We start from the raw sequence: 21,062 nt of genomic DNA on the forward strand, positions 1-21,062 counted from the left end.
CCGGTCCGGCCCGGGTGCGAGTTCCAGCCCTACCAGTACGAGGTCCCCGCTCGCGGCGTCCGCGGGTAAGGCTCTCGCTGGAAGAAGCTCGGAGGAGGGGTCCCCACCCGGGGGCCCCTCCTTTTTTCGTGCTCGCTCTCCCGCCGGGCGGATGCTACATTTCGCCGCCGCGCGCGCCTGGGCGCCGGCACGGACGTCATTCCGCACGGGGAGGGAGCACGGTGCAGACAGTGTCGGCGGAGGCTTTGAAGCGGGAGGCGGCGGTCCGGGCCGCCGGGTGGATCCGCGACGGGATGACGGTGGGGCTGGGAACGGGCTCCACGGTGCGCCACCTCCTGGACCACGTCGCGGAGCGGCGTGCCGCGGGCGAGTGGCAGGGGATCGTGGGGGTTCCCACCTCGGAGCAGACGGCCGCGCGCGCGCGCGAGCTGGGGATCCCCCTCGCGACCCTGGACGAGGCCCCCGGGGTGGACCTGACGATCGACGGCGCCGACGAGGTGGACCCGGAGCTGCGGCTGATCAAGGGGCTCGGGGGCGCTCTCCTCCGGGAGAAGGTGGTCGCCACGGCGTCCCGCCGCCTGGTCGTCATCGTGGACGAGTCCAAGATCGTGCGGAAGCTGGGGACGCGGGCACCGCTCCCGGTGGAGGTCGACCCCTTCGGCGCGGCGATCCAGCCGGACTTTCTCCGCTCGCTGGGGGCGGAGCCGGCGCTCCGGCGGACCCCGGACGGTGCGCCGGTGGTCACCGACGGCGGGAACCTGATCTTCGACTGCCGCTTCCCCGGAGGGATCGACGACCCGGAGGGGCTGGAGGCGCGGCTGGACGGGCGCGTCGGCGTGATGGAGAACGGGCTGTTCCTGGGGCTCGCCTCGGCGGTCGTGGTGGCGGGGGAGGACGGCGTGCGGGTCCTGGAGCGGGAGGGCGGAAGGTGAGCGCGGTGAAGATCGCTCCGTCCATCCTGTCGGCCGACTTCACCCGGCTGGGGGAGCAGATCCGGGAAGCGGAGCAGGGCGGGGCAGACTGGATCCACGTGGACGTGATGGACGGGCACTTCGTGCCCAACCTCACCATCGGGCCGCTGGTGGCGGATGCGGCGCGCCGCTCCACGACGCTCCCGGTGGACGTGCACCTGATGATCGAGCAGCCGGAGCGCTACCTGGACGCGTTCGCGAAGGCGGGGGCGGACCACCTGACGGTGCACGTGGAGACCTGTCCGCACCTGCACCGGACGCTGCAGCGGATCCGGGAGCTGGGGGTCAGGGCGGGGGTGACGCTGAACCCGGCCACGCCCGTGGAGACGCTCACCGAGGTCCTGCCCTACGTGGACCTGGTCCTGGTGATGTCGGTCAATCCCGGCTTCGGGGGCCAGTCGTACATCCCCACCAGCACGGCGAAGATCGCGCGGGTCCGGAGGATGATCGACGAGGCCGGGCTCGCCGGGCGGGTCGAGCTGCAGGTGGACGGCGGGGTGGCGCCGGACACCATCGCGGAGGTGGTGGGCGCCGGCGCCACGGTGGTGGTGGCCGGGTCGGCCGTGTACAACCGGCGGGCGAGCGTGGCGAACAACCTGAGGGCGCTCCGGGAGGCGGCCCGGGGCGGGAAGTAGCCCCTTCCGCGCGGCCACGCTATCTTGAAGGCTGCGCCTGGGTGGTGAAACCGGTAAACACAGGCGACTTAAAATCGCCCGCCGCGAGGCTTGCGGGTTCGAGTCCCGCCCCAGGCACCTGAAAGAGCGAGCCCCCTGCCGAACACCGGCGGGGGGCTCGCCGCTTCCACCCCCCGCCGACGAGCTTCCGCGGAGCGAACCGGACGAGACAGTCGGCGGCGTCCCGGGGAAGCTGTCTCTTACAGGGCCCACCGCCCTGAGCGGACGGCGAACGGCGCCGTCCATTTATTTTGTTTGCTGGCAGCACTTTACGAAACGGGAAGAGTCGTGTTATTATACGACATCCCCGGTGAACGCCGTCTCCGATCCCTGTCCCGCACGGCCGAGCCATGCTCCGCCCGCTCCGTTTCGGTCAGGGTGCACGGGATTCCCCGCGGGAAGGGAATTATCGACCCGTAGAGCCACCTGCCAGGCCCCGCACAGTAGAGGTCTCCTCCGAAAGGAGGCTTCCACCGTCAACCCTCCCGGAGAGGTCGAGATGCAGTTTGCCGCTTCCGCCGCGTTCGAAGTCCTCCACACCGACAGCAGGCAGTCGCCCGATGGCCCGGGACCGCAGTTCGTCGGGTCGTCGGGCTGGATCTCCGAGCTGCGCGAGCTCGTCCGCCGGGTCGCGCCGACCTCCTCGACCGTGCTCATCACGGGCGAGAGCGGCACCGGCAAGGAGGTGCTCGCCCGCGTCCTGCACGCCAGGTCAGGGCGCGCGGACCGGCCCTTCGTCGCGGTCAACTGCGGCGCCCTCCCGGAGCACCTGATCGAGGCGGAGTTCTTCGGCTACGAGAAGGGGGCGTTCACCGGTGCGAACCGGTCCAGGCCCGGCTTCTTCGAGCAGGCACAGTCGGGGACGCTCTTCCTGGACGAGATCACGGAGTGCTCCCCGGCGCTCCAGATCAAGCTGCTTCGCGCGATCCAGGAGCGGGAGATCCAGCGGCTGGGGGGGACGCGCCGGATCCGTGTGGACGTCCGCATCATCGCCGCGACGAACCGGCCGCTCGAAGAGGCGCTGAAGCAGGGCACGTTCCGGGAGGACCTGTACTATCGTCTCCGGGTCATCGAGATGCACATGGCCCCGCTGCGCGAGCGGAAGATGGACCTGCTCCACCTGTGCCGGCACTTCCTCCAGAAGTACGGCCCCCGGCACGAGTCCGCCCTCCGTTCGGTGAGCCCCGCGGCGCTGCAGGCGCTCGAGATGCACACCTGGCCCGGCAACGTCCGCGAGCTGGAGAACGCCATCGAGCGCGCCACGGTCCTCGCGCCCCTGGAGGACGGACCGGAGCTCCTCCCCAAGCACCTCCCGCGCGACGTCCGGGCGGCGGCCGGTCTGGCGGCCGACCTCCCTGCCGGCGGATTCCACCTGGACCTGGAATCGGCCATCGAGCGGCTGCGCCGGCAGTACATCTCCGAAGCGCTCCGCCTCACCGAGGGCAACAAGACCGAGGCCGCGCGTCTGCTCGGCATCAGCCGGCGTGGACTGTACCACCTGCTCGACTGAGGGCGGCCCGCCGCGCGGCTGTCCCTGCCGGGGCGTCCAGGTGTGCACTCTCCATACGGCGGCGGGGGGCGAGTGTGACGGGCTCGGCACACCTCCCCGTCCGGAGAGCATGGAAGCGCGCGTGTAAGTAGTTGTGAATCAAGGATATGCGCGCATGCGTCGCAGGGCGTGGCGGATGGTCTGTTCATTGCCTTGCTCCGGCGCAGCGTGCCGGCCTCATCCGCGGCAGTCACCCAGACCCTTTACGAGCGCCGTCCTTCCGGCTGCCGCCTTCCGCGGGGGCCGGGTGACGGCGCCGGAGCAGCGCAGCGGGGACCGGCACGACCCGGTCTTCGCTCCCGCGCCGTTCCCCTCCTTTCTCCTCGCACAGGGCGCAGCCTCGTGACAACGGAAACGGTGATGCAGGGCTTCAGGCTTTCTCCTCAGCAGCGAAGCGTCTGGTCGTCCGCGGGCGCGGACGGCTCGTCGGCGCTCCGGGTCCTCTGCCAGGTGCGGATCCGGGGCGGGGTCGACGCGCAGCTCCTGCGGAGGAGCCTGGACGAGCTCGTCCGGCGTCACGAGGTCCTCCGCACCCGCTTCCGCCTCCTCCCCGGACGCTCCGTCCCCGTGCAGGTGGTGGACGACGACGTGCCTGCGGGGTGGCGCGAGGAGGACGGCGATTCCGACCGCGCGCGGGCCCTGGCCGAGGAGCTCTGGCGGGAGCCGTACGATCCGCAGGGGGGGGCCGTGCTGCGGGCCGCCCTCGTCCGGCTCTCGCCGGACGAGCACCTGCTGCTCCTCTCGCTCCCGGCGCTCTGCGCCGATTCCGGCACGCTGGACAACCTGGTCCGGGAGCTCGGCGCCGCGTACGCGGTGCTCGCGGCGGGCGGAGCCCCCGACGAGGAGGAGATCCTCCAGTACGCGGACCTCTCCCAGTGGCTCAACGACCTGCTCGACGCGGAGGAGGGAAGGGGGTTCTGGCGGCGGCAGCGCGTCCCGCGCCCCGACCGGCTCCCGGCCGGCCGGCTCCGTCCCGACGGGACCGTCGAGCCGCACACCCTGACGCTCGCCCTGGACCCGGCGCGGACGGAGCGCGTCCGCGCGGTCGCCGACGCGTGCGGCGCCACCCCGGCCGCCGTGCTGCTGGCGTGCTGGGAGGCGCTTCTCTGGCGGCTGGACGGCGGGCGGCCCCTGTCGGTGGCATGCCGGTTCGACGGGCGGAACTACGCGGAGCTGCAGGGCGTGGTCGGTCCGCTGGCCCGGTACCTCCCGCTGGCGGTGGAGCCGCGGGGCGCCGACTCCTTCGCGGACCACCTCCGGCAGGCGGAGGCACGCCTGGAGGAGCTGCGGCAGTGGCAGGAGTACTTCGACGAGGGCGCGCTCGCGGACCGCGAGGGGGAGAAGGGCTCGCTTCCGCACCTCCCCTACGCCTTCGCCTACGACGCGAGGGGGGAGACGCACGCCGCGGGCGGGGTGGCGTTCACCGTGGAGGCGCGCCGGGAGTACGCCACCCGGTCCCTCGCGCAGGCGCGGGGGATGGAAACGGCGGAGGGGATCACCCTCGCGATCGACTTCGACGCCGCCGCGGTCTCCCGGGCGGAGGCGGAGCGGCTCCTGGAACGGCTGGCGACGCTCCTCGACGCGGCCACCCGGACCCCGGACGCCCCGCTCGACGCCCTCGCGCTCCTGGGGGAGAACGAGCGCCGTGAGCTGCTGGTCGACTTCAACCGCACCGCGCGGGAGTACCCGTCCGGCGTGTGCGCCCACACGCTCGTCGAGCGCCAGGCCGCGCTGACCCCGGACGCGGTGGCGGTCCGCTTCCGGGACCGGGAGCTCACCTTCGCCGAGCTGGACGCGCGCGCCGGGCGGCTCGCGCGATCGCTGCGGGTGCTGGGCGTCGGCCCCGAGGTGTGCGTGGGCGTGCATGCGCACCGCACGCCGGAGCTGCTCGTGGGGCTGCTGGCGGTCCTCAAGGCGGGGGGCGCCTACGTCCCGCTGGACCCCGCCCAGCCCGCCAGGCGCCTCGCGGCGATGCTGGAGGACGCGCGCGCCCCGGTACTGCTCACGGAGCGCGCGCTCAGCGCCTCGCTCCCGGAGCACGGCGCCCGCGTCGTCTTCCTGGACGAGGAGCCGCCCGCCGGGCCGGAGGCTTCCGCGGCGGAGGCGGGCCCCGGGAACCTGGCGTACGTGCTCTACACCTCCGGGAGCACCGGGCGGCCCAAGGGCGTCATGGTGCCGCACCAGGGGCTGGTGAACTACCTCCTCTGGAGCGCCGAGGCGTACGACCTGGCCGGGCGCGGGGGCGCGCCCGTGCACTCCTCCATCGGCTTCGACCTGACCGTCACCAGCCTCCTGGCGCCCCTGGTGGCGGGCCGGACGGTGACGCTGCTCGCGGAGGAGGAGGGCGTGGAGGGGCTCGGCGCCGCGCTCCTGGGCGGGACGGAGTTCGGGGCGGCGAAGCTGACGCCCTCGCACCTGCGGGTGCTGGAGCGCCAGCTCCCCGCCGGCGCGGCGGTGGGGACCGCCGCCCTCGTGATCGGGGGCGAGGCGCTCTACGCGGAGGACCTGGCGAGCTGGCGGGAACGGCATCCCGGGGTGCGCCTGATCAACGAGTACGGGCCGACGGAGACGGTGGTCGGCTGCTGCGTGTACGAGGTGGACGCACGGACGCCGGCCACGGGATCGGTCCCCATCGGGCGGCCGGTCGCGAACACGCGCCTCTACGTGCTGGACGAGGCGATGGAGCCCGTCCCCGCGGGGGTGGTGGGGGAGCTGTACGTGGGCGGTGCGGGGGTGGCGCGGGGATACGCGGGGCTGGCGGACCGGACGGCCGCGGTCTTCGTGCCCGATCCGTTCGGGGCCGATGCGGGCGCGCGGCTGTACCGGACGGGGGACCGGGTGCGCCACGGGGCGGACGGGAACCTGGAGTTCCTGGGGCGGGTGGACGGGCAGGTGAAGGTGCGCGGCTACCGGATCGAGCTGGGGGAGATCGAGTCCGTGCTGCGGGAGCACCCGGCGGTGCACGACGCCGCGGTCATGGTCCGCGAGGACGTGCCCGGCCAGCGGCGCCTGGTGGCCTACGTGGCGCCGCACGCCGGGAGCGAGGGCGGCGAGGCCGAGCTGCGGGCCTTCCTGGAGGAGGCCCTCCCCGCCTACATGGTCCCGGCCGCCATCGCGGTCATGGACGCGCTCCCGCTGAGCTCCAACGGCAAGGTGGACATGGCCGCGCTCCCCGCGCCCGAGGAGCTGGAGGGGGCGGCCACGGAGCCCTACGTGGCTCCGCGCAACCGCACGGAGGAGATCCTGGCTTCCATCTGGGCCGACGTCCTGCGGCGGGAGGTGGGGGTCCGGGACAACTTCTTCGCCCTGGGCGGCGACTCAATCCTGAGCATCCAGGTGCTTGCCGCGGCCCGCGAGCAGGGGCTGACCTTCATCATCCCCGACCTGTTCGCGAACCCGACGGTGGAGGGGCTCGCGAAGGTGGTGCAGCAGGCGGACGGGTCCGGGGAAGCGCCGGAGCTGGAGCCCTTCGCGCTCGTGTCCGAGGCGGACCGCGGCCGGCTCCCGGCGGGGGTGGAGGACGCCTACCCGCTTTCGAGCCTCCAGCACGGGATGCTCTTCCACAGCGAGTTCAGCCCCGACAGCGCGATCTACCACGACATCACCACCTTCCGGCTTCGCGCCCCCATGCGTCCGGAGGCGATGGCGGAGGCGGTCCGCCGCCTGGTGGAGCGGCACGAGGTGCTGCGCACCTCCTTCGACCTGCACCGTTTCTCCGAGCCGCTCCAGCTCGTGCACCGGGAGGTGCCGCTCCCCCTGCAGGTGGAGGAGATGGGCCATCTCGCACCGGATGAGCAGGCGAAGGCGGTCCGCGAGTGGATCGAGGCGGAGAAGCGCCGCCCCTTCGACTGGACGCGCGCGCCGCTGGTCCGCTTCCAGGTCCACCGTCGCGGCGAGGCGGAGTTCCAGTTCACCATCAGCTTCCACCACGCCGTCCTCGACGGGTGGAGCGTCTCCTCGCTCCTTTCCGAGCTCTTCCGCCACTACCTGGCGCTGGCGCGGGGCGAGGAGGTGGAGACGGCCGGCCCGGGCGTCCGGTTCCGGGAGTTCATCGCCCTGGAGCGGGAGACGCTGGCCTCGGAGGCGAGCCGCGCGTACTGGAGCGGGGAGCTGGACGGCTGCACACCCGGACGCATCCCCCGACGGACGGAGCCGCGGGACGGGGGAGGGGCGCCGGAGGCGGGACGGATCGGGATCCGCCCGGTCCCGGTCGACGCAGCGCTCTCCACCGGGCTCAAGGAGCTGGCGCGGCGGCTCGACGTCTCGCTCAAGAGCGTGCTGCTCGCCGCGCACCTGCGCGTCATGGGCCTGCTGCACGGGGACTTGGACGTGGTCACCGGCGTGGTGACGCACGGGCGCCCCGAGCGCGCGGGCGGGGAGCAGGTGGCCGGCCTCTTCCTGAACACCGTCCCGCTGCGTGGAGCGCGGTGGGAAGGGAGCTGGGAGGACATGGTCCGGTGGACCTTCCGGAAGGAGCACGAGGCCGCGCCGCACCGCCGCTTCCCGCTGAGCCGGATCCAGCGCCTGCACGGGACCGAGCCGCTCTTCGAGACGGTCTTCAACCACATGCACTTCCGCGCCTATCGCGAGGCGCTGGCGCTTGACTCGCTGCAGGTGGTGGAAGGGGACTTCTTCGAAGAGACCAACTACACGTTCGCCGCGAACTTCTCGCAGGACGTGGTGACCTCCGACGTCGGCCTGTACTTCAGCTACGACCGGCGCGAGCTGCAGGAGGCGCAGGTGGACGAGGTCGCCGGATACTACCTGCGGGTGCTCCGGGCCATGGCCGCCGACCCCTCCGGGCGCGTGGACGCGGTGACGCTCCTTTCCGGTGAGGAGCTCGATCGGCAGATGGGAGCCTGGAACGCCACCGCGGCCGACACCCCCCGCGACCGCTCCTTCCATGCCCTCTTCGAGGAGCGCGCGGCGGGGGCCCCGGAGGCGGTCGCGGTGGTCTCGGAGGAGGAGCGCCTCACGTACGGCGAGCTGAACGCGCGCGCCAACCGGCTGGCGCACCTGCTCCGCGCGAGGGGTGTTGGCCCGGAAGCGATCGTCGGGCTCGCGACCGGACGCTCTACGGACATGGTGGTGGGGATGCTGGGGATCCTCAAGGCCGGGGGGGCCTACCTCCCGCTCGACCCGGATTACCCCGCGGAGCGCCTGCGCCTGATCCTGGAGGACGCGGGCGTGTCGGTGGCGGTCGCATCGGGGGAGCGGGACTCCGCGCTCGCGGGCGTGCGGGAGGTGGTCTCGCTCCGCCGCGACGCCGCGCTCCTCGCCGCGCAGCCCGGCCACGACCCCGGGGTGGAGGTGGGCCCGGAGGGGCTGGCGTACGTGATCTACACCTCCGGCTCCACCGGCCGCCCCAAGGGCGTGCTGGTCCCGCACCGCGGCCTCTGCAACCTGGCGGAGGCGCAGGTGCGCACCCTGGGGAACGGACCCGGGTCGCGGGTGCTGCAGTTCTCGTCGCTCAACTTCGACGCGGCCACCTTCGAGATCGTCATGGCCCTCTACGGCGGGGGCGAGCTGCACCTGGCGGGCCGCGACGCGCTCCTCCCGGGCCCGGGGCTGACCCGGCTGCTCCGGGAGCGGGCCGTCACCCACCTGACCATCCCGCCGTCCGCGCTGGCGGCCACACCCGTGGAGCCGCTCCCCGAGCTCCGCGCGCTGGTGGTGGCGGGGGAGGCGTGCCCCGCCGAGCTGGCGGCGCGCTGGCGCGGCGGGCGGCGCTTCTTCAACGCGTACGGCCCCACCGAAGCCACCATCTGGGCCTCCACCGGCGAAGCCCGCGGCGAGGGGGCGCCCCCCATCGGGCGCCCGGTGCCCAACGTCAGGCTCTACGTGCTGGACCGGGGGATGAACCCGGTCCCTGCCGGGACCCCGGGAGAGCTGTACATCGGCGGCACGGGCGTGGTGCGGGGCTACCTCGGCCGCGCGGAGCTGACCGCCGAGCGCTTCCTCCCCGATCCGTTCGGGGGGGAGGCGGGCGCGCGGCTGTACCGTACGGGCGACCGGGCCCGGCACCGGGGCGACGGGGAGCTGGAGTTCCTGGGACGCGTGGACGAGCAGGTGAAGATCCGGGGCTTCCGGATCGAGCCCGGAGAGGTGGAGGCGGTGCTCGGGGCGCACCCCGCCCTGCGCGACGCCGTGGTCTCCGCGCGTCCGGACGCGCGCGGAGAGCTGCGGCTGGTGGCCTACGTGGTCCCCGACGCCCCCGGGGACCTCTCCACGGGCGCCCTCCGCGCCTACCTGGCGGAGCGGCTCCCGGACTACATGGTCCCCGCCGTCTTCGTGCCGCTCGGCGAGCTTCCGCTGACCCCCAACGGGAAGGTGGACCGGCGTGCGCTCCCCGAGCCGGAGGGGAGCCGCGGGGCGATCGAGACCCGCTACGTCCCCCCCCGCGACCCGGTGGAGGAGGCGCTGGTGCGGGAGTGGGAGGAGGTGCTGGAGATGCGCGAGGTGGGGGTGCACGACGACTTCTTCGAGCTGGGCGGGCACTCTCTGAGCGCCACCCGGCTGGTGGCCCGGGTGCGCGAGCTGTTCGGGACGGACCTCCCCCTGCGGACGCTCTTCGAGTCGCCGACCGTGGCGCAGGTGGCCCGCCACGTGGCCGCCGCGCAGGGGAGCCCCGCCCCCGCCACCCCGATCACTCCCCGGCCGGGGGGCGGATCCGCTCCGCTCTCCTTCGCGCAGCAGCGCCTGTGGTTCCACGACCGGCTCCACCCGGGGAGCGCCGTCTACAACATCCCGGCGGCGGTCCGGCTCGACGGGCCACTCGACACCGCCGCGATGGCGGCGGCCCTGGGGGAGATCGTCCGGCGGCACGAGGCGCTCCGCACCGTCTTCGCGGAGGGGCCCGACGGGCCGGAGCAGCGGGTGCTCGAGGCGGAGCCCTTCGACCTCCCGGTGGTGGAGCTGGACTCCGTCCCGGACGAGGAGCCGGAGGCAGAGCTGCTGCGGCTGGTCCGGCGCGAGGCTCGCCGCCCCTTCTCGCTGGAGCGGGGGCCGCTGCTGCGCGCCGTGCTGGTGCGGCTCGGGGCGGAGGACCACGTCCTCGTCCTCTGCATGCACCACATCGTCTCCGACGGCTGGTCGGTGGGGGTGCTCCTGCGCGAGTTCGCCGCGCTCTACGCCGCCTTCCTGGAGGGGCGCCCGTCCCCCCTCCCGGAGCTCCCGGTTCAGTACGCGGACTACGCCCTCTGGGAGAGGCTCCAGCTGCAGGGGGACCGCCTGGAGGAGCAGCTCGCCTTCTGGAAGGCGCGGCTGGGCGGCGCGCCCGCGGTGCTGGAGCTTTCCGGGTCCCGCGCGCGGACGGGGAAGGGAGGCGTGCGCACCTTCCACGTGCCGGCCGACACCGCCGCGCGCCTCCGGGCGCTCAGCCGCGACGAGGGCGCCACGCTCTTCATGACGCTCCTGGCGGCGTTCGACCTCCTCCTGGCGCGGTACTCCGGGTCGGAGGACGTCGTGGTCGGCACCAACGTGGCGAACCGCGGCCGGGAGGAGGTGGAGGGGCTGATCGGCTTCTTCATCAACAACCTGGTGCTGCGCACCGACCTTTCTGGCAACCCCACCTTCCGGGAGCTGCTGGGCCGGGTGCGCGAGACCTGCCTCGACGCGTACGCGCACCAGGACCTCTCCTTCGACCGGCTGGTGGAGGAGCTGCAGCCGCGCCGGATCCGCGGGGTGAACCCCCTCTTCCAGGCGATGTTCGTCCTGCAGAACACCCCCATGCCGGAGCTGGAGCTCCCCGGCCTCCGGCTCTCGCCCATGCAGGCGCACCCCGGGACCGCCACCTTCGACCTGCTCCTCAACGTGAGCGAGACCCGGGAGGGGATGGTGGGGAAGCTGGAGCACGACCTGGGGCTGCTCGACGAGAGCACCGCCGCGCAGATGCTGGCCGACTTCACCGCCTTCCTCGACGAGGTCGCCGAGAACCCGGACCAGCCGGTCGGGAGCCTGGCCGGCGCGGGTGCGGGGGAAAGCCAGTCGCTGGTGCAGGCCTTCAACGACGACCTGGTCTGACCGGACGTCTCGACATCGACCTTCTCACACTCGAGCCATTCATGCCTACTCACGATCCGGAGCAAGGCGGGCACACCGTCCTGCTGGGTGGGATCGGCGGTGATTCACATTCGGTCGGTCTGACCATCCTGCGGCGGGCGCTCACCACGCACGGGTACCGGGTACGCTACCTGGGGCCGCAGAACACGCTGGACAGCTTCTTCGAGTGGGCCCCGCTCTGCAACCTGGTGATGGTCTCCAGCGTGGACGGACACGCGCGCCGCTACCTGCGGGAGTTCCCGGAGATGCGGCAGCGCCACCCGGCGCAGGGGGTCCTCTGGTACCTGGGGGGGAACCTCACGATCGACGACGGCTGCGGGGCGGAGCAGCACTTCCGCGAGCTGGGCTTCCACCGCGCGTTCACGCGCTTCACGGACGTGCGCCTGGTGCTGGACACGCTGGCCCGCGACCTCCGCGACGTGCCTCCCGCCCAGGACTTCTCCACCCTGTGGGAGCAGGCCCGCTCGGCGCAGAGGGCCCTCCCCTCCGCCGTCCACGACGCGTGCCTGGACCCGGACGAGTTCCAGCGCGAGCGGAGGGAGGTGATCCAGCACTGGAAGCGCGGCAGCGAGGCGCAGGCGCTGGACCGGAACGCGGAGTTCCTGGCGCGGCAGCCCTCGTTTCCGCGCGCCCAGGCGGCCGTGCTGGAGGGCCGCGCCCCGATCCTGCTGCAGCCGCGCTCCGGGGTGGCGCTCCCCAAGGACCAGCTCCGCCTGTTCCGCGCCTTCAGCGCGGCGGGGGTGCGGGTGCTCTCGTACCAGGTGGACTCCCTCACCCGCAACAACGACTACCAGGGGGTGGAGGAGGAGATCCGCAGGAGCCGGGCTACCGGGGCCTCGACCCTGAACGGGTTCCCGGTCGTGAACCACGGGGTGCCGGCGCTGCGGCAGATCGTCCAGGGGGTGCAGGTCCCGCTGCAGACGCGCCACAGCACCCGCGATCCGCGCCTCCTGGCGGAGATCTCGTACGCCGGCGGGGTGACCGCCTTCGAGGGCGGGGCGATCTGCTACAACATCCCGTACTACAAGAACTACCCGCTGGACGAGTCCGTCCGGCGGTGGCAGTACGTGGACCGCCTCACCGGGATCTACCACGAGCGGTTCGGCATCCCGCTGGACCGGGAGTTCTTCGGCACGCTCACCGCCACGCTGATCCCGCCCTCGCTGGCGATCGCCGTGAATCTGGTGCAGGCGCTGCTCGCGGTGCAGCAGGGCGTCAAGTGCGTCAGCCTGGGCTACGCGGAGCAGGGTCACCGGGTCCAGGACGTGGCCGCGCTCCGGGTGATGGGGGAGATGGGGCGGGAGTTCATCGCCAACCTGGGATACTCGGACGTCCAGGTGAACACCGTCTTCCACCAGTACATGGCGGCCTTCCCGGAGGACCGCGCGCGGGCCGAGGAGCTGATCTACCAGTCGGGGGCCTCGGCCGCCCTTTCCGGCGCCACCCGGATCCTCACCAAGACGCCCGTGGAGGCGGTCAAGATCCCGACCATGCAGGACAACCTGCACGGGATCCAGCTCGCCATGCGCGGGGTGGCGGACGCCGCCGGGATCGCGGTGGACGAGGAGCGGGTGGAGGCGGAGGCGGTCCTGATCCGCCGCGAGGTGGAAGCGCTCATGCATGGCGTGCTGTCGGCGGGGGGCGGGAGCGTGGCGGAAGGGGTGGTGGCGGGGTTCCGGCTCGGGCTCCTGGACATCCCCTTCTCGGCGAGCATCCACAACCGCGGGGAGGTGACCACCGCCCGCGACGCGGAGGGGGCGGTCCGCTTCCTCTCGGTGGGCCGGCTCCCCCTGGGGCGCGAGCTGGAGGAGTTCCACGCGGAGCGGATGACGGAGCGCCGCCGCGCCGAGGGGCTCGCCCCCGAGCAGGACCACCTGCTGATCGAGCGCGACGTGCTGCAGATCGCCCGGGGGGAGTACGAGAGCTGGCCCCTCTACGCGGGCAGCGGCCGGTCCCCGGTCGCGATGGACATCATGGCCGCCTTCGCGGTCCCGGCGTAGCCCGTTCCCACAACCACGAGAAGCGGTTCATCCATGTGCGGTTTCGCGGGCTATTTCAGCCTGAACGGAGAAGCGGTCCCCGGCCCCGAGGTGGTGGCCCGGATGACGGGCACCCTGGTCCACCGCGGCCCCGATTCCGGCGGCTGCTTCGCCGAGGAGGGGATCGCGCTCGGCTTCCGGCGGCTGAGCATCATCGACCTCCACTCCGGCGACCAGCCGCTCTACAACGAGGACGGGTCGCTGGTCCTCCTCTGCAACGGCGAGATCTACAACTACCGGGAGCTCCGCCGTGAGCTGGTGGCGAAGGGGCACGTGTTCCGGACGGAGAGCGACGTGGAGGTGCTCCTGCACCTCTGGGAGGAGCACGGGACGGGGCTCCTGGACCGCCTGAACGGGCAGTTCGCCTTCGCGCTCTACGACCGCCGCGCGCGCCGCCTCTTCCTGGCCCGCGACCACTTCGGGATCAACCCGCTCTACTACACCACCGTGAAGGGGCGGCTGGTGTTCGGCTCGGAGATCAAGGCGATCCTGGAGCACCCGGGGGTCCCGCGCGAGGTGGATCCCACCGGGCTCGACCAGGTGCTCTCCTTCCCGGGGCTGGTGAGCCCCCGGACGGCGTTCCGCGACATCCGGAGCCTCAAGAGCGGGCACTACCTCCTGGCGGAGGACGGGGACGTCCGGCTCCACGAGTACTGGGACCTGGACTACCCCCGGGAGGACGAGGTGCTCGACGCCCTGCCGGAGAGCCACTACGTGGAGCGCCTGGCCGAGCTGCTGACGCAGTCGGTCCGCTACCGGCTGAACGCGGACGTCCCGGTGGGCTACTACCTCAGCGGGGGGCTGGACTCCTCGCTGATCGCGGCGCTGATCCACGAGGTCTCCCCGGACGCCGGGCGCCACTCCTTCTCCATCGGCTTCACCGACCGGGAGAAGGACGAGACCGGGTACCAGCGGATGGTGGCCGCGCACGTCGGCTCGGAGCACCACGAGATCGTGTTCGACTGGGACGAGATCTCCAGCCGCATGTGGAAGATGATCTACCACTGCGAGTGCCCGGTGAAGGAGTCGTACAACACCTGCTCGATGGCGCTCTCGGAGGCGGTGCGGGGCCACGGGATCCCGGTGGTGCTCACCGGCGAGGGCGCGGACGAGCTCTTCGCCGGCTACGTGGGCTACCGCTTCGACCGGTCGGGGCGGCGCGGCGGGGGCGGCGGGTACGACCTGGACGAGATCCTGGAGGAGGACCTCCGGGAGCGGATGTGGGGGTGCCGGGACCTCTTCTACGAGAAGGGCTACCACGCCTTCCGCGAGACCAAGTCCGCGCTCTACTCCGACGGGCTGAACGAGTCGTTCCACGAGTTCGAGTGCGCCAACCACGAGCTGGTGAACCACGACCGGCTGCGGGGGCGGCACTACATCCACCAGCGCTCCTACCTGGACTTCAAGCTGCGCCTCTCCGACCACCTGGTGGCGGACCACGGGGACCGGATGGCGCTCGCCAACTCGGTGGAGGCCCGCTACCCCTTCCTGGACGTGGACGTGGTCCGCTTCGCCGCGCGGATCCCCCCGGAGCTGAAGCTGCGCGGGCTCACGGAGAAGTACATCCTCAAGGAGGTCGCCGGCACGCGGCTCCCGCGCGAGGTGGTGCACCGGGAGAAGTTCGGGTTCCACGCGCCCGGCTCGCCCGCCCTGCTGCGCAGCGGCGAGGAGTGGGTGCACGACCTCCTATCGGAGGAGCGGATCCGCAGGCAGGGCGTCTTCAACCCGGTGACGGTGGAGCGGCTCAAGGCGCAGTACTCGCGCCCGGGCTTCCGGCTCAACCTCCCCTTCGAGGACGACCTGCTGATGACCGTGCTGACCTTCCAGATCCTGGCCGAGCAGTTCGGCCTGGCCCCGCTCCGCTGATGGGCGCCGTGGCGCGGACGGACCGGGGGATGCTCGGCGTCCTGGGAGGGATGGGGCCGCTCGCCTCGGCGGAGTTCCTCCGCACGCTCTACGACGACAACGGCCACGAGGAGGAGCAGGGTCTCCCGGCGGTGGTGGTCTACTCCGACCCCGCCATCCCGGACCGTACGTCGCACTTCCTGCGCGGGGAGGAGGAGGCGGTGCTCGGCCCCCTGGCGGCGGCGCTCCGGCGCCTGCGCGAGGCCGGGAGCACGCGCATCGTGATCTGCTGCTTCACCGCGCACCACCTCGTCCCGCGGCTCCCGGACGACCTGCGCCCGCTGGTGTGGTCGCTGGTGGAGGAGGCGCTGGCCGGGGTCGCGCGGTGCGGCGGCCGCCGGGAGGACGGCGCCCCGCTGCGCTACCTGATGGTGTGCAGCACGGGGGCGCGGAGGCTGGGGCTCTTCCACGGCCACCCGCTCTGGCCGGAGGTGGAGGACCGCGTGGTCTGGCCCGACGAGGAGGACCAGGACCGGGTCCACGCGCACCTCTACCGCCTCAAGCACAGCACCGACGCCCGGCCGCTGGCGGAGCTCGTCCGGGAGATGATGGTCAGGTACGGCGCCGACGCCTTCGTGGCGGGGTGCTCGGAGGTCCACATGGTCGCACGCCACCTTTCCGCCTGCGCGCCCGACGTGCGCTGCGTGGACCCGATGGGGCGTATCGCACGGCAACTCGCAGAGGAGCACGCACGATGAAGTTCGAAAGCGTCCAGGAGCGGTTCGGCCGCGTCGCGGCGGAGCACCCCGATGCCCCGGCCATCGATTTCGCCGGGGGAGAGGTCACCTACGCGGAGCTGGACCGCCGCTCCGGCCGTCTCGCCGCCCACCTGCGCGCGCACGCCGCGGGGGAGGCGGAGGTGGTCGCGATCCTCACCGCGGGCCCGGTGGAGATGATCTCCTCCATCCTGGGGACGCTGCGCGCGGGGGGCGTCTTCGCGCCCCTGGACGCCACGCTCCCGGACGGCCGCCTGCGGATGATGCTGGAGGAGGTCTCCCCCGCCTGGGTGGTGACCGAGACGCCCTTCGCCGCGCGCGTCGCCTCGCTCCTGGAGGACGCTCCGTTCCGGAGCCGGGTGCTCCTGCTGGACGGCGAGGAGCACGCGTCCGGGCCGGACGCCCCGGCGGAGGAGCTTCCCTCCGATCCCGACGCGGCGTGCTACGTGTACTTCACCTCGGGATCCACGGGGCGCCCCAAGGCCATCGCGGGGCGCGCCCGGGGGCTGGCGCACTTCATCCGCTGGGAGACGGAGGCGCTGGGCGTCGGGACGGGGTGGCGGGTGAGCCACCTCCTCCCGCCCACCTTCGACGGCTCGCTGCGCGACATCTTCCTCCCCCTGTGCACCGGGGGGACCATCTGCGTCCCCGAGGGCCGGGAGACGATCCTCGACGCGCCGCGGCTGGCGGAGTGGCTGGACGCGGCGCGGGTGGACGTGGTGCACTGCGTCCCCTCGCTCTTCCGCTCGCTGGTGAACGAGCCGCTGACGCCGATCCACTTCCCCGCGCTGAAGTACGTCCTCATGGCGGGGGAGCCCCTCCTCCCCGCCGACGTGGGGAGGTGGACGGGGGTGTTCGGCGACCGGGTGACGCTGGTGAACCTGTACGGGACCTCGGAGACCACGATGGCGAAGTTCGCCTACTTCGTGCGCCCCGAGGACCGGGACCGCCCCTTCGTCCCGATCGGCAAGCCCATCGAGGGAGCCCGCGCCATCCTCCTGGACGACCGCGGCAAGGTGTGCGCTCCGGGCGTGGTGGGGGAGATCTACATCCGGACTCCGTACCGGTCGCACGGCTACTACAACCGCCCCGACCTCACGCGGGAGGTGTTCGTACAGAACCCGTTCAGCGACGACCCCGGCGACCTGGTGCACAGGACCGGCGACCTGGGCCGCCTCATGGAGGACGGGAACTTCGAGTACCTGGGCCGCAGGGACGGACAGGTGAAGATCCGCGGGATCCGGGTGGAGCTGGGGGAGATCGAGAACCTGCTCCGCGCCCGGGCGGGGGTGCGCGACGTCGCGGTGGTCGACCGGAAGGACGCCGAGGGGAGCACCTACCTGTGCGCCTACGTGGTCCTGGAGGCGGAGGAGGCGCCCGGCGCGCTGCGCGCCCACCTGCTCCACTACCTCCCGGAGAGCATGGTCCCGTCGCGCTTCGTCTCCATGGAGGAGCTGCCGCGCACCATCAGCGGAAAGATCGACCGGAGGTCGCTCCCGGAGCCCTCCCCCGAGGGGGAGACGGAGAGGGACTACGTGGCTCCGCGCAACCCCGTGGAGGAGGTGGTCGCGGGGATCTGGGCCGAGGTGCTCGGGGTGGCGCGCGTGGGGGTGCAGGCCGAGTTCTTCGACATCGGGGGGCACTCGCTCCTGGCGACCCGCGTCCTCTCGCGGGTCCGCGCCGTGCTGGAGGCGGAGGTGCCGCTGGGGCACTTCTTCGACAACCCGACCGTGGCCGCGACGGCCGACTACATCGCGCAGGCCCGCGACGCCGCGGAGAAGGTGCCGCCGCTCCTCCCCGCCGACCGCACGGGGGAGGTCCCGCTCTCCTTCGCGCAGCAGCGGCTCTGGTACGTGGACCAGGCGGACCCCGGGAACCCCGCCTACAACATGCCGTACGCGGTGCGCTTCCGCGGGGCGCTCGACGCCGGGGCGCTGGAGCGCGCCCTGAACGGGGTCGTGCGCCGGCACGAGGCGCTGCGCACCCGCTTCCCCTCGTCGGGCGGGCGGCCGACGCAGGAGGTCGTCCCGGAGGTGCGGATCGACCTCCCGGTGGCGGACCTCGCCCCCGTCGCGGACGGGGAGCGCGAGGCGGAGCTCCGCGCCCGCATCGCGCGGGAGGCCGCCCTCCCCTTCGACCTGGCCGCCGGACCGCTCGTCCGGGCGCAGCTCCTCCGGGTGGACGAGGGCGACCGCGTGCTCCTCCTCACGATGCACCACATCGTCAGCGACGGGTGGAGCATGGGCATCCTCGTGGAGGAGGTGGCGGAGCTCTACCGCGCCGAGGTCGAGGGCGGGCCCGCGCGGCTCCCGGAGCTGCCGGTGCAGTACGCCGACTTCGCGCTCTGGCAGCGCGGGTGGCTCCAGGGCGAGGCGCTGGAGCGCAGGATGGACTACTGGCGCGAGGCGCTGGCGGACCCGCCCGTGCTGTCCCTCCCCATCCGCCACGGCCGAGGGGCGGACGGGAGCCGCGAGGGGGAGGTGCGCTCGCGCACCCTCCCGGCGGCGCTCCTCCGCAGGGTGAAGGCGCTGGGCCGCGAGGAGGGGGCGACGCTCTACATGATCCTCCTGGCCGGCTACAAGGTCCTGCTCCACCGGTACACGCAGCAGTCCGACCTGGTGGTGGGGCTCCCCATCGCGAACCGGAACCGCGCCGAGGTGGAGCGGCTGATCGGGTTCTTCGTGAACACCCTGGCGCTGCGGACCGACCTCTCCGGCGATCCGCCCTTCCGCGAGGTGCTGCAGCGGGTGCGCCGGAGCGTCCTCGGCGCGTACGCGCACCAGGACGTCCCCTTCGAGGCGATCGTCGCCACGCTCCCCGCGGAGCGCCGCACCAGCGCACAGCCGCTCTTCCAGACGCTCTTCGTCCTCCAGAACACCCCGGAGGCGGAGCTCCAGCTCCCCGGGCTCACGCTCAGCCCGCTCCCGGTGGAGGACACGACGGCCAAGTTCGACCTGACGCTCGGCGCCGCGGAGACCCCCGAAGGGCTCACCGTCTCGGCGCAGTACCGGACGGCGGTCTTCGACGCGGAGGCGGTCGACGCGCTCCTGGAGCACCTGGAGTGCCTGCTGGAGAGCGCGGTGGGGGGCCCGGACGCGCGCATCTCGGCGCTGCCGATGATGACGCGGGCGGAGCAGGAGATGGTGCAGCAGTGGAGCATGGCCTGAGCGGCGGCCTCCGGGCGTGCGGGTGTGCACGGGCCGCGCGCTCCGCGGGGCCGCTCTGTGCCACCCCCGCACGCCGACGGGCGCCGACGTTTTGTATGCGTCTCGTAAGTGATTGCAGGATAGCAGGTTAACGAGCCGGTGCGCGGGCCGCGCCGTGGTACGCGGGTTGCCCTGTCGGGCCGGGTTGCGGCGGTCCGGATCCCCGGCCCCCGCGCGCCGCCGGTCGCGCCCAGGAACCCCGGACCTTCCGGCCGCCGACCGGCGGCCGGTCCCCCGAATTCAAGGACGATGCAGCAGAGCCTCTGCATTCACGAGCTGTTCGAGCGGCAGGTGTTGGAGCGCCCGCACGCCACCGCGCTCGTGCATGGCGACACGCGCCTTTCCTACGCCGAGCTGGACGCCCGGGCCGGCCGGCTGGCCCGGGCGCTGCGCGGCCTGGGCGTGGGGCCGGGCGTGTACGTGGGCGTCTGCGCCGAGCGCTCGGTGGAGCTGGTGGTGGGGCTCCTGGGGGTGCTCAAGGCGGGGGGCGCGTACGTCACCCTCGACCCGGCCTTCCCGGCGGAGCGCCTCGCGTTCATGCTGGCCGACACCGGCGCCCCGGTGCTCCTCACCGGCGGGGACCGGGCTGCCCTCTTCGCCGGCTACCGCGGGACCCGGGTCCGCATCGAGGAGGCGAGCGCCGGGGACGAGGCGGCGGCGCCCGTCGACGCGGGGGTGGGACCCGACGATCCGGCGTACGTCACCTTCACCAGCGGGTCCACCGGCCAGGCGAAGGGGACGATGATCCCCCACCGCAGCATCCCGGGGTTCATCTTCGGCGTGGGCTACGTGTCCTTCGATCCCGCGCAGACGCTGCTGCACTACTCCTCGATCTCCTGGGACGCCCTCACCCTGGAGCTGTGGGCGTCGCTCGTCACCGGCGCCTGCTGCGTCCTCTTCGACGGCCCCGGGACCGACCTGGACGGGCTCGCGGAGACGATCCGGAAGCACGGCGTGACCACCCTCTGGGTGACCTCCTCGCTCTTCAATGCGCTGATCGACACGAGGCCGGACGCGCTGGCCGGGGTGTCGCAGCTCATGGTCGGGGGCGAGGCGCTCTCGGTTCCGCACGTCCGCCGGGCGATGGAGGCGCTCCCGGGGGTGCGGCTGGTGAACGGCTACGGCCCCTCGGAGTGCACCGTGTTCTGCGCGTGCCACCCGCTGGACCGCCCCCTCCCGCCCGAGGCGGCCTCGGTCCCGATCGGCCGGCCCATCGGCGACCGGCGCGTCTACATTCTGGACGCGTACCTGAACCCGGCGCCCATCGGCATCCCGGGGGAGCTGCACGTGGGCGGACCCGCGGTCTCGATCGGCTACCTGGGGCGTCCGGACACGACCGCGGAGAAGTTCGTCCCCGATCCCTTCAGCCGGACCCCCGGGGCGCGCATGTACCGCACCGGGGACCTCGCGCTCTACCGGCGCGACGGGCTGATCGAGTTCGTCGGCCGGGCGGACGACCAGGTCAAGATCCGCGGGCACCGCATCGAGCCCGGCGAGGTGGAGGCCGTCCTCCTGGCGCACCCGGGGGTGAGGAGCGGCGCGGTGGCGGTCCGGTCCGACGGGGACGGACGGAAGATGCTGGCCGCCTACTTCGTCCCGGAGGGTGCCGGAGGGGCGGGCACCGAGGACCTGCGCGCCTACTTCATGGAGCGGGTGCCGGAGTACATGGTTCCGGCTGCGTTCGTGCTCCTGGAGGCGCTGCCGCTGACGCCCAACGGCAAGCTCGACCGCCGGGCGCTCCCCGATCCCGCGCCCGCCGCCGCCGCCTCCGCGAGCGGCTACACGGCGCCCTCGACCCCCGCCGAGCGGATCCTGGCGGAGCTGTGGGCCGAGCTGCTGCGCGTGGAGCGCGTGGGGGTGCACGAGAACTTCTTCGAGCTCGGCGGCGACAGCATCCTCTCCATCCAGATCGTCGCGCGCGCCCGGGAGCGGGGGCTGCGC

The 21,062-nt window shown here is 73.0% G+C and carries 9 protein-coding genes and 1 tRNA gene; all 10 read left to right on the top strand.

What is annotated here, in order from left to right; all coding sequences use genetic code 11:
• Positions 1–221 precede the first annotated feature (221 nt).
• Positions 222–932 (top strand): ribose-5-phosphate isomerase RpiA, encoded by a 711-nt coding sequence (gene rpiA, locus VGR37_10615; GenBank protein HEV2147844.1) that lies wholly within the window; start codon positions 222–224, stop codon positions 930–932.
• Positions 933–937: 5 nt separating this feature from the next.
• Positions 938–1,606 (top strand): ribulose-phosphate 3-epimerase, encoded by a 669-nt coding sequence (gene rpe, locus VGR37_10620; GenBank protein ID HEV2147845.1) that lies wholly within the window; start codon positions 938–940, stop codon positions 1,604–1,606.
• Between the two features lie 35 nt (positions 1,607–1,641).
• Positions 1,642–1,723 (top strand) — tRNA-Leu (locus tag VGR37_10625).
• A 421-nt stretch (positions 1,724–2,144) separates the two neighbouring features.
• Positions 2,145–3,155 carry a sigma-54 dependent transcriptional regulator gene (locus VGR37_10630; GenBank protein HEV2147846.1) on the top strand — a complete coding sequence of 337 codons (1,011 nt, stop codon included), beginning with the start codon at positions 2,145–2,147 and terminating at the stop codon, positions 3,153–3,155.
• 399 nt (positions 3,156–3,554) lie between these two features.
• Positions 3,555–11,216, top strand: a complete 7,662-nt coding sequence (locus tag VGR37_10635) for an amino acid adenylation domain-containing protein (protein HEV2147847.1) — start codon at positions 3,555–3,557, stop codon at positions 11,214–11,216.
• A 41-nt stretch (positions 11,217–11,257) separates the two neighbouring features.
• A complete protein-coding gene (locus VGR37_10640; GenBank protein HEV2147848.1) occupies positions 11,258–13,255 on the top strand; it encodes a methylaspartate mutase subunit E in 1,998 nt (665 codons plus the stop codon).
• A gap of 33 nt (positions 13,256–13,288) precedes the next feature.
• Positions 13,289–15,160, top strand: coding sequence for an asparagine synthase (glutamine-hydrolyzing) (gene asnB / locus VGR37_10645; GenBank protein ID HEV2147849.1), 1,872 nt, complete (start codon positions 13,289–13,291; stop codon positions 15,158–15,160).
• A gap of 8 nt (positions 15,161–15,168) precedes the next feature.
• Positions 15,169–15,897, top strand: a complete 729-nt coding sequence (locus tag VGR37_10650) for an aspartate/glutamate racemase family protein (GenBank protein HEV2147850.1) — start codon at positions 15,169–15,171, stop codon at positions 15,895–15,897.
• Positions 15,894–19,082, top strand: a complete 3,189-nt coding sequence (locus VGR37_10655; GenBank protein ID HEV2147851.1) for an amino acid adenylation domain-containing protein — start codon at positions 15,894–15,896, stop codon at positions 19,080–19,082. Before VGR37_10650 ends, VGR37_10655 begins: the two co-directional genes overlap by 4 nt.
• A 288-nt stretch (positions 19,083–19,370) precedes the next feature.
• On the top strand, positions 19,371–21,062 hold a 1,692-nt coding region (locus tag VGR37_10660), incomplete at its 3' end, for a non-ribosomal peptide synthetase (protein HEV2147852.1).

Source organism: Longimicrobiaceae bacterium, assembly GCA_035936415.1.
Taxonomy (GTDB): Bacteria; Gemmatimonadota; Gemmatimonadetes; order Longimicrobiales; family Longimicrobiaceae; genus JAFAYN01.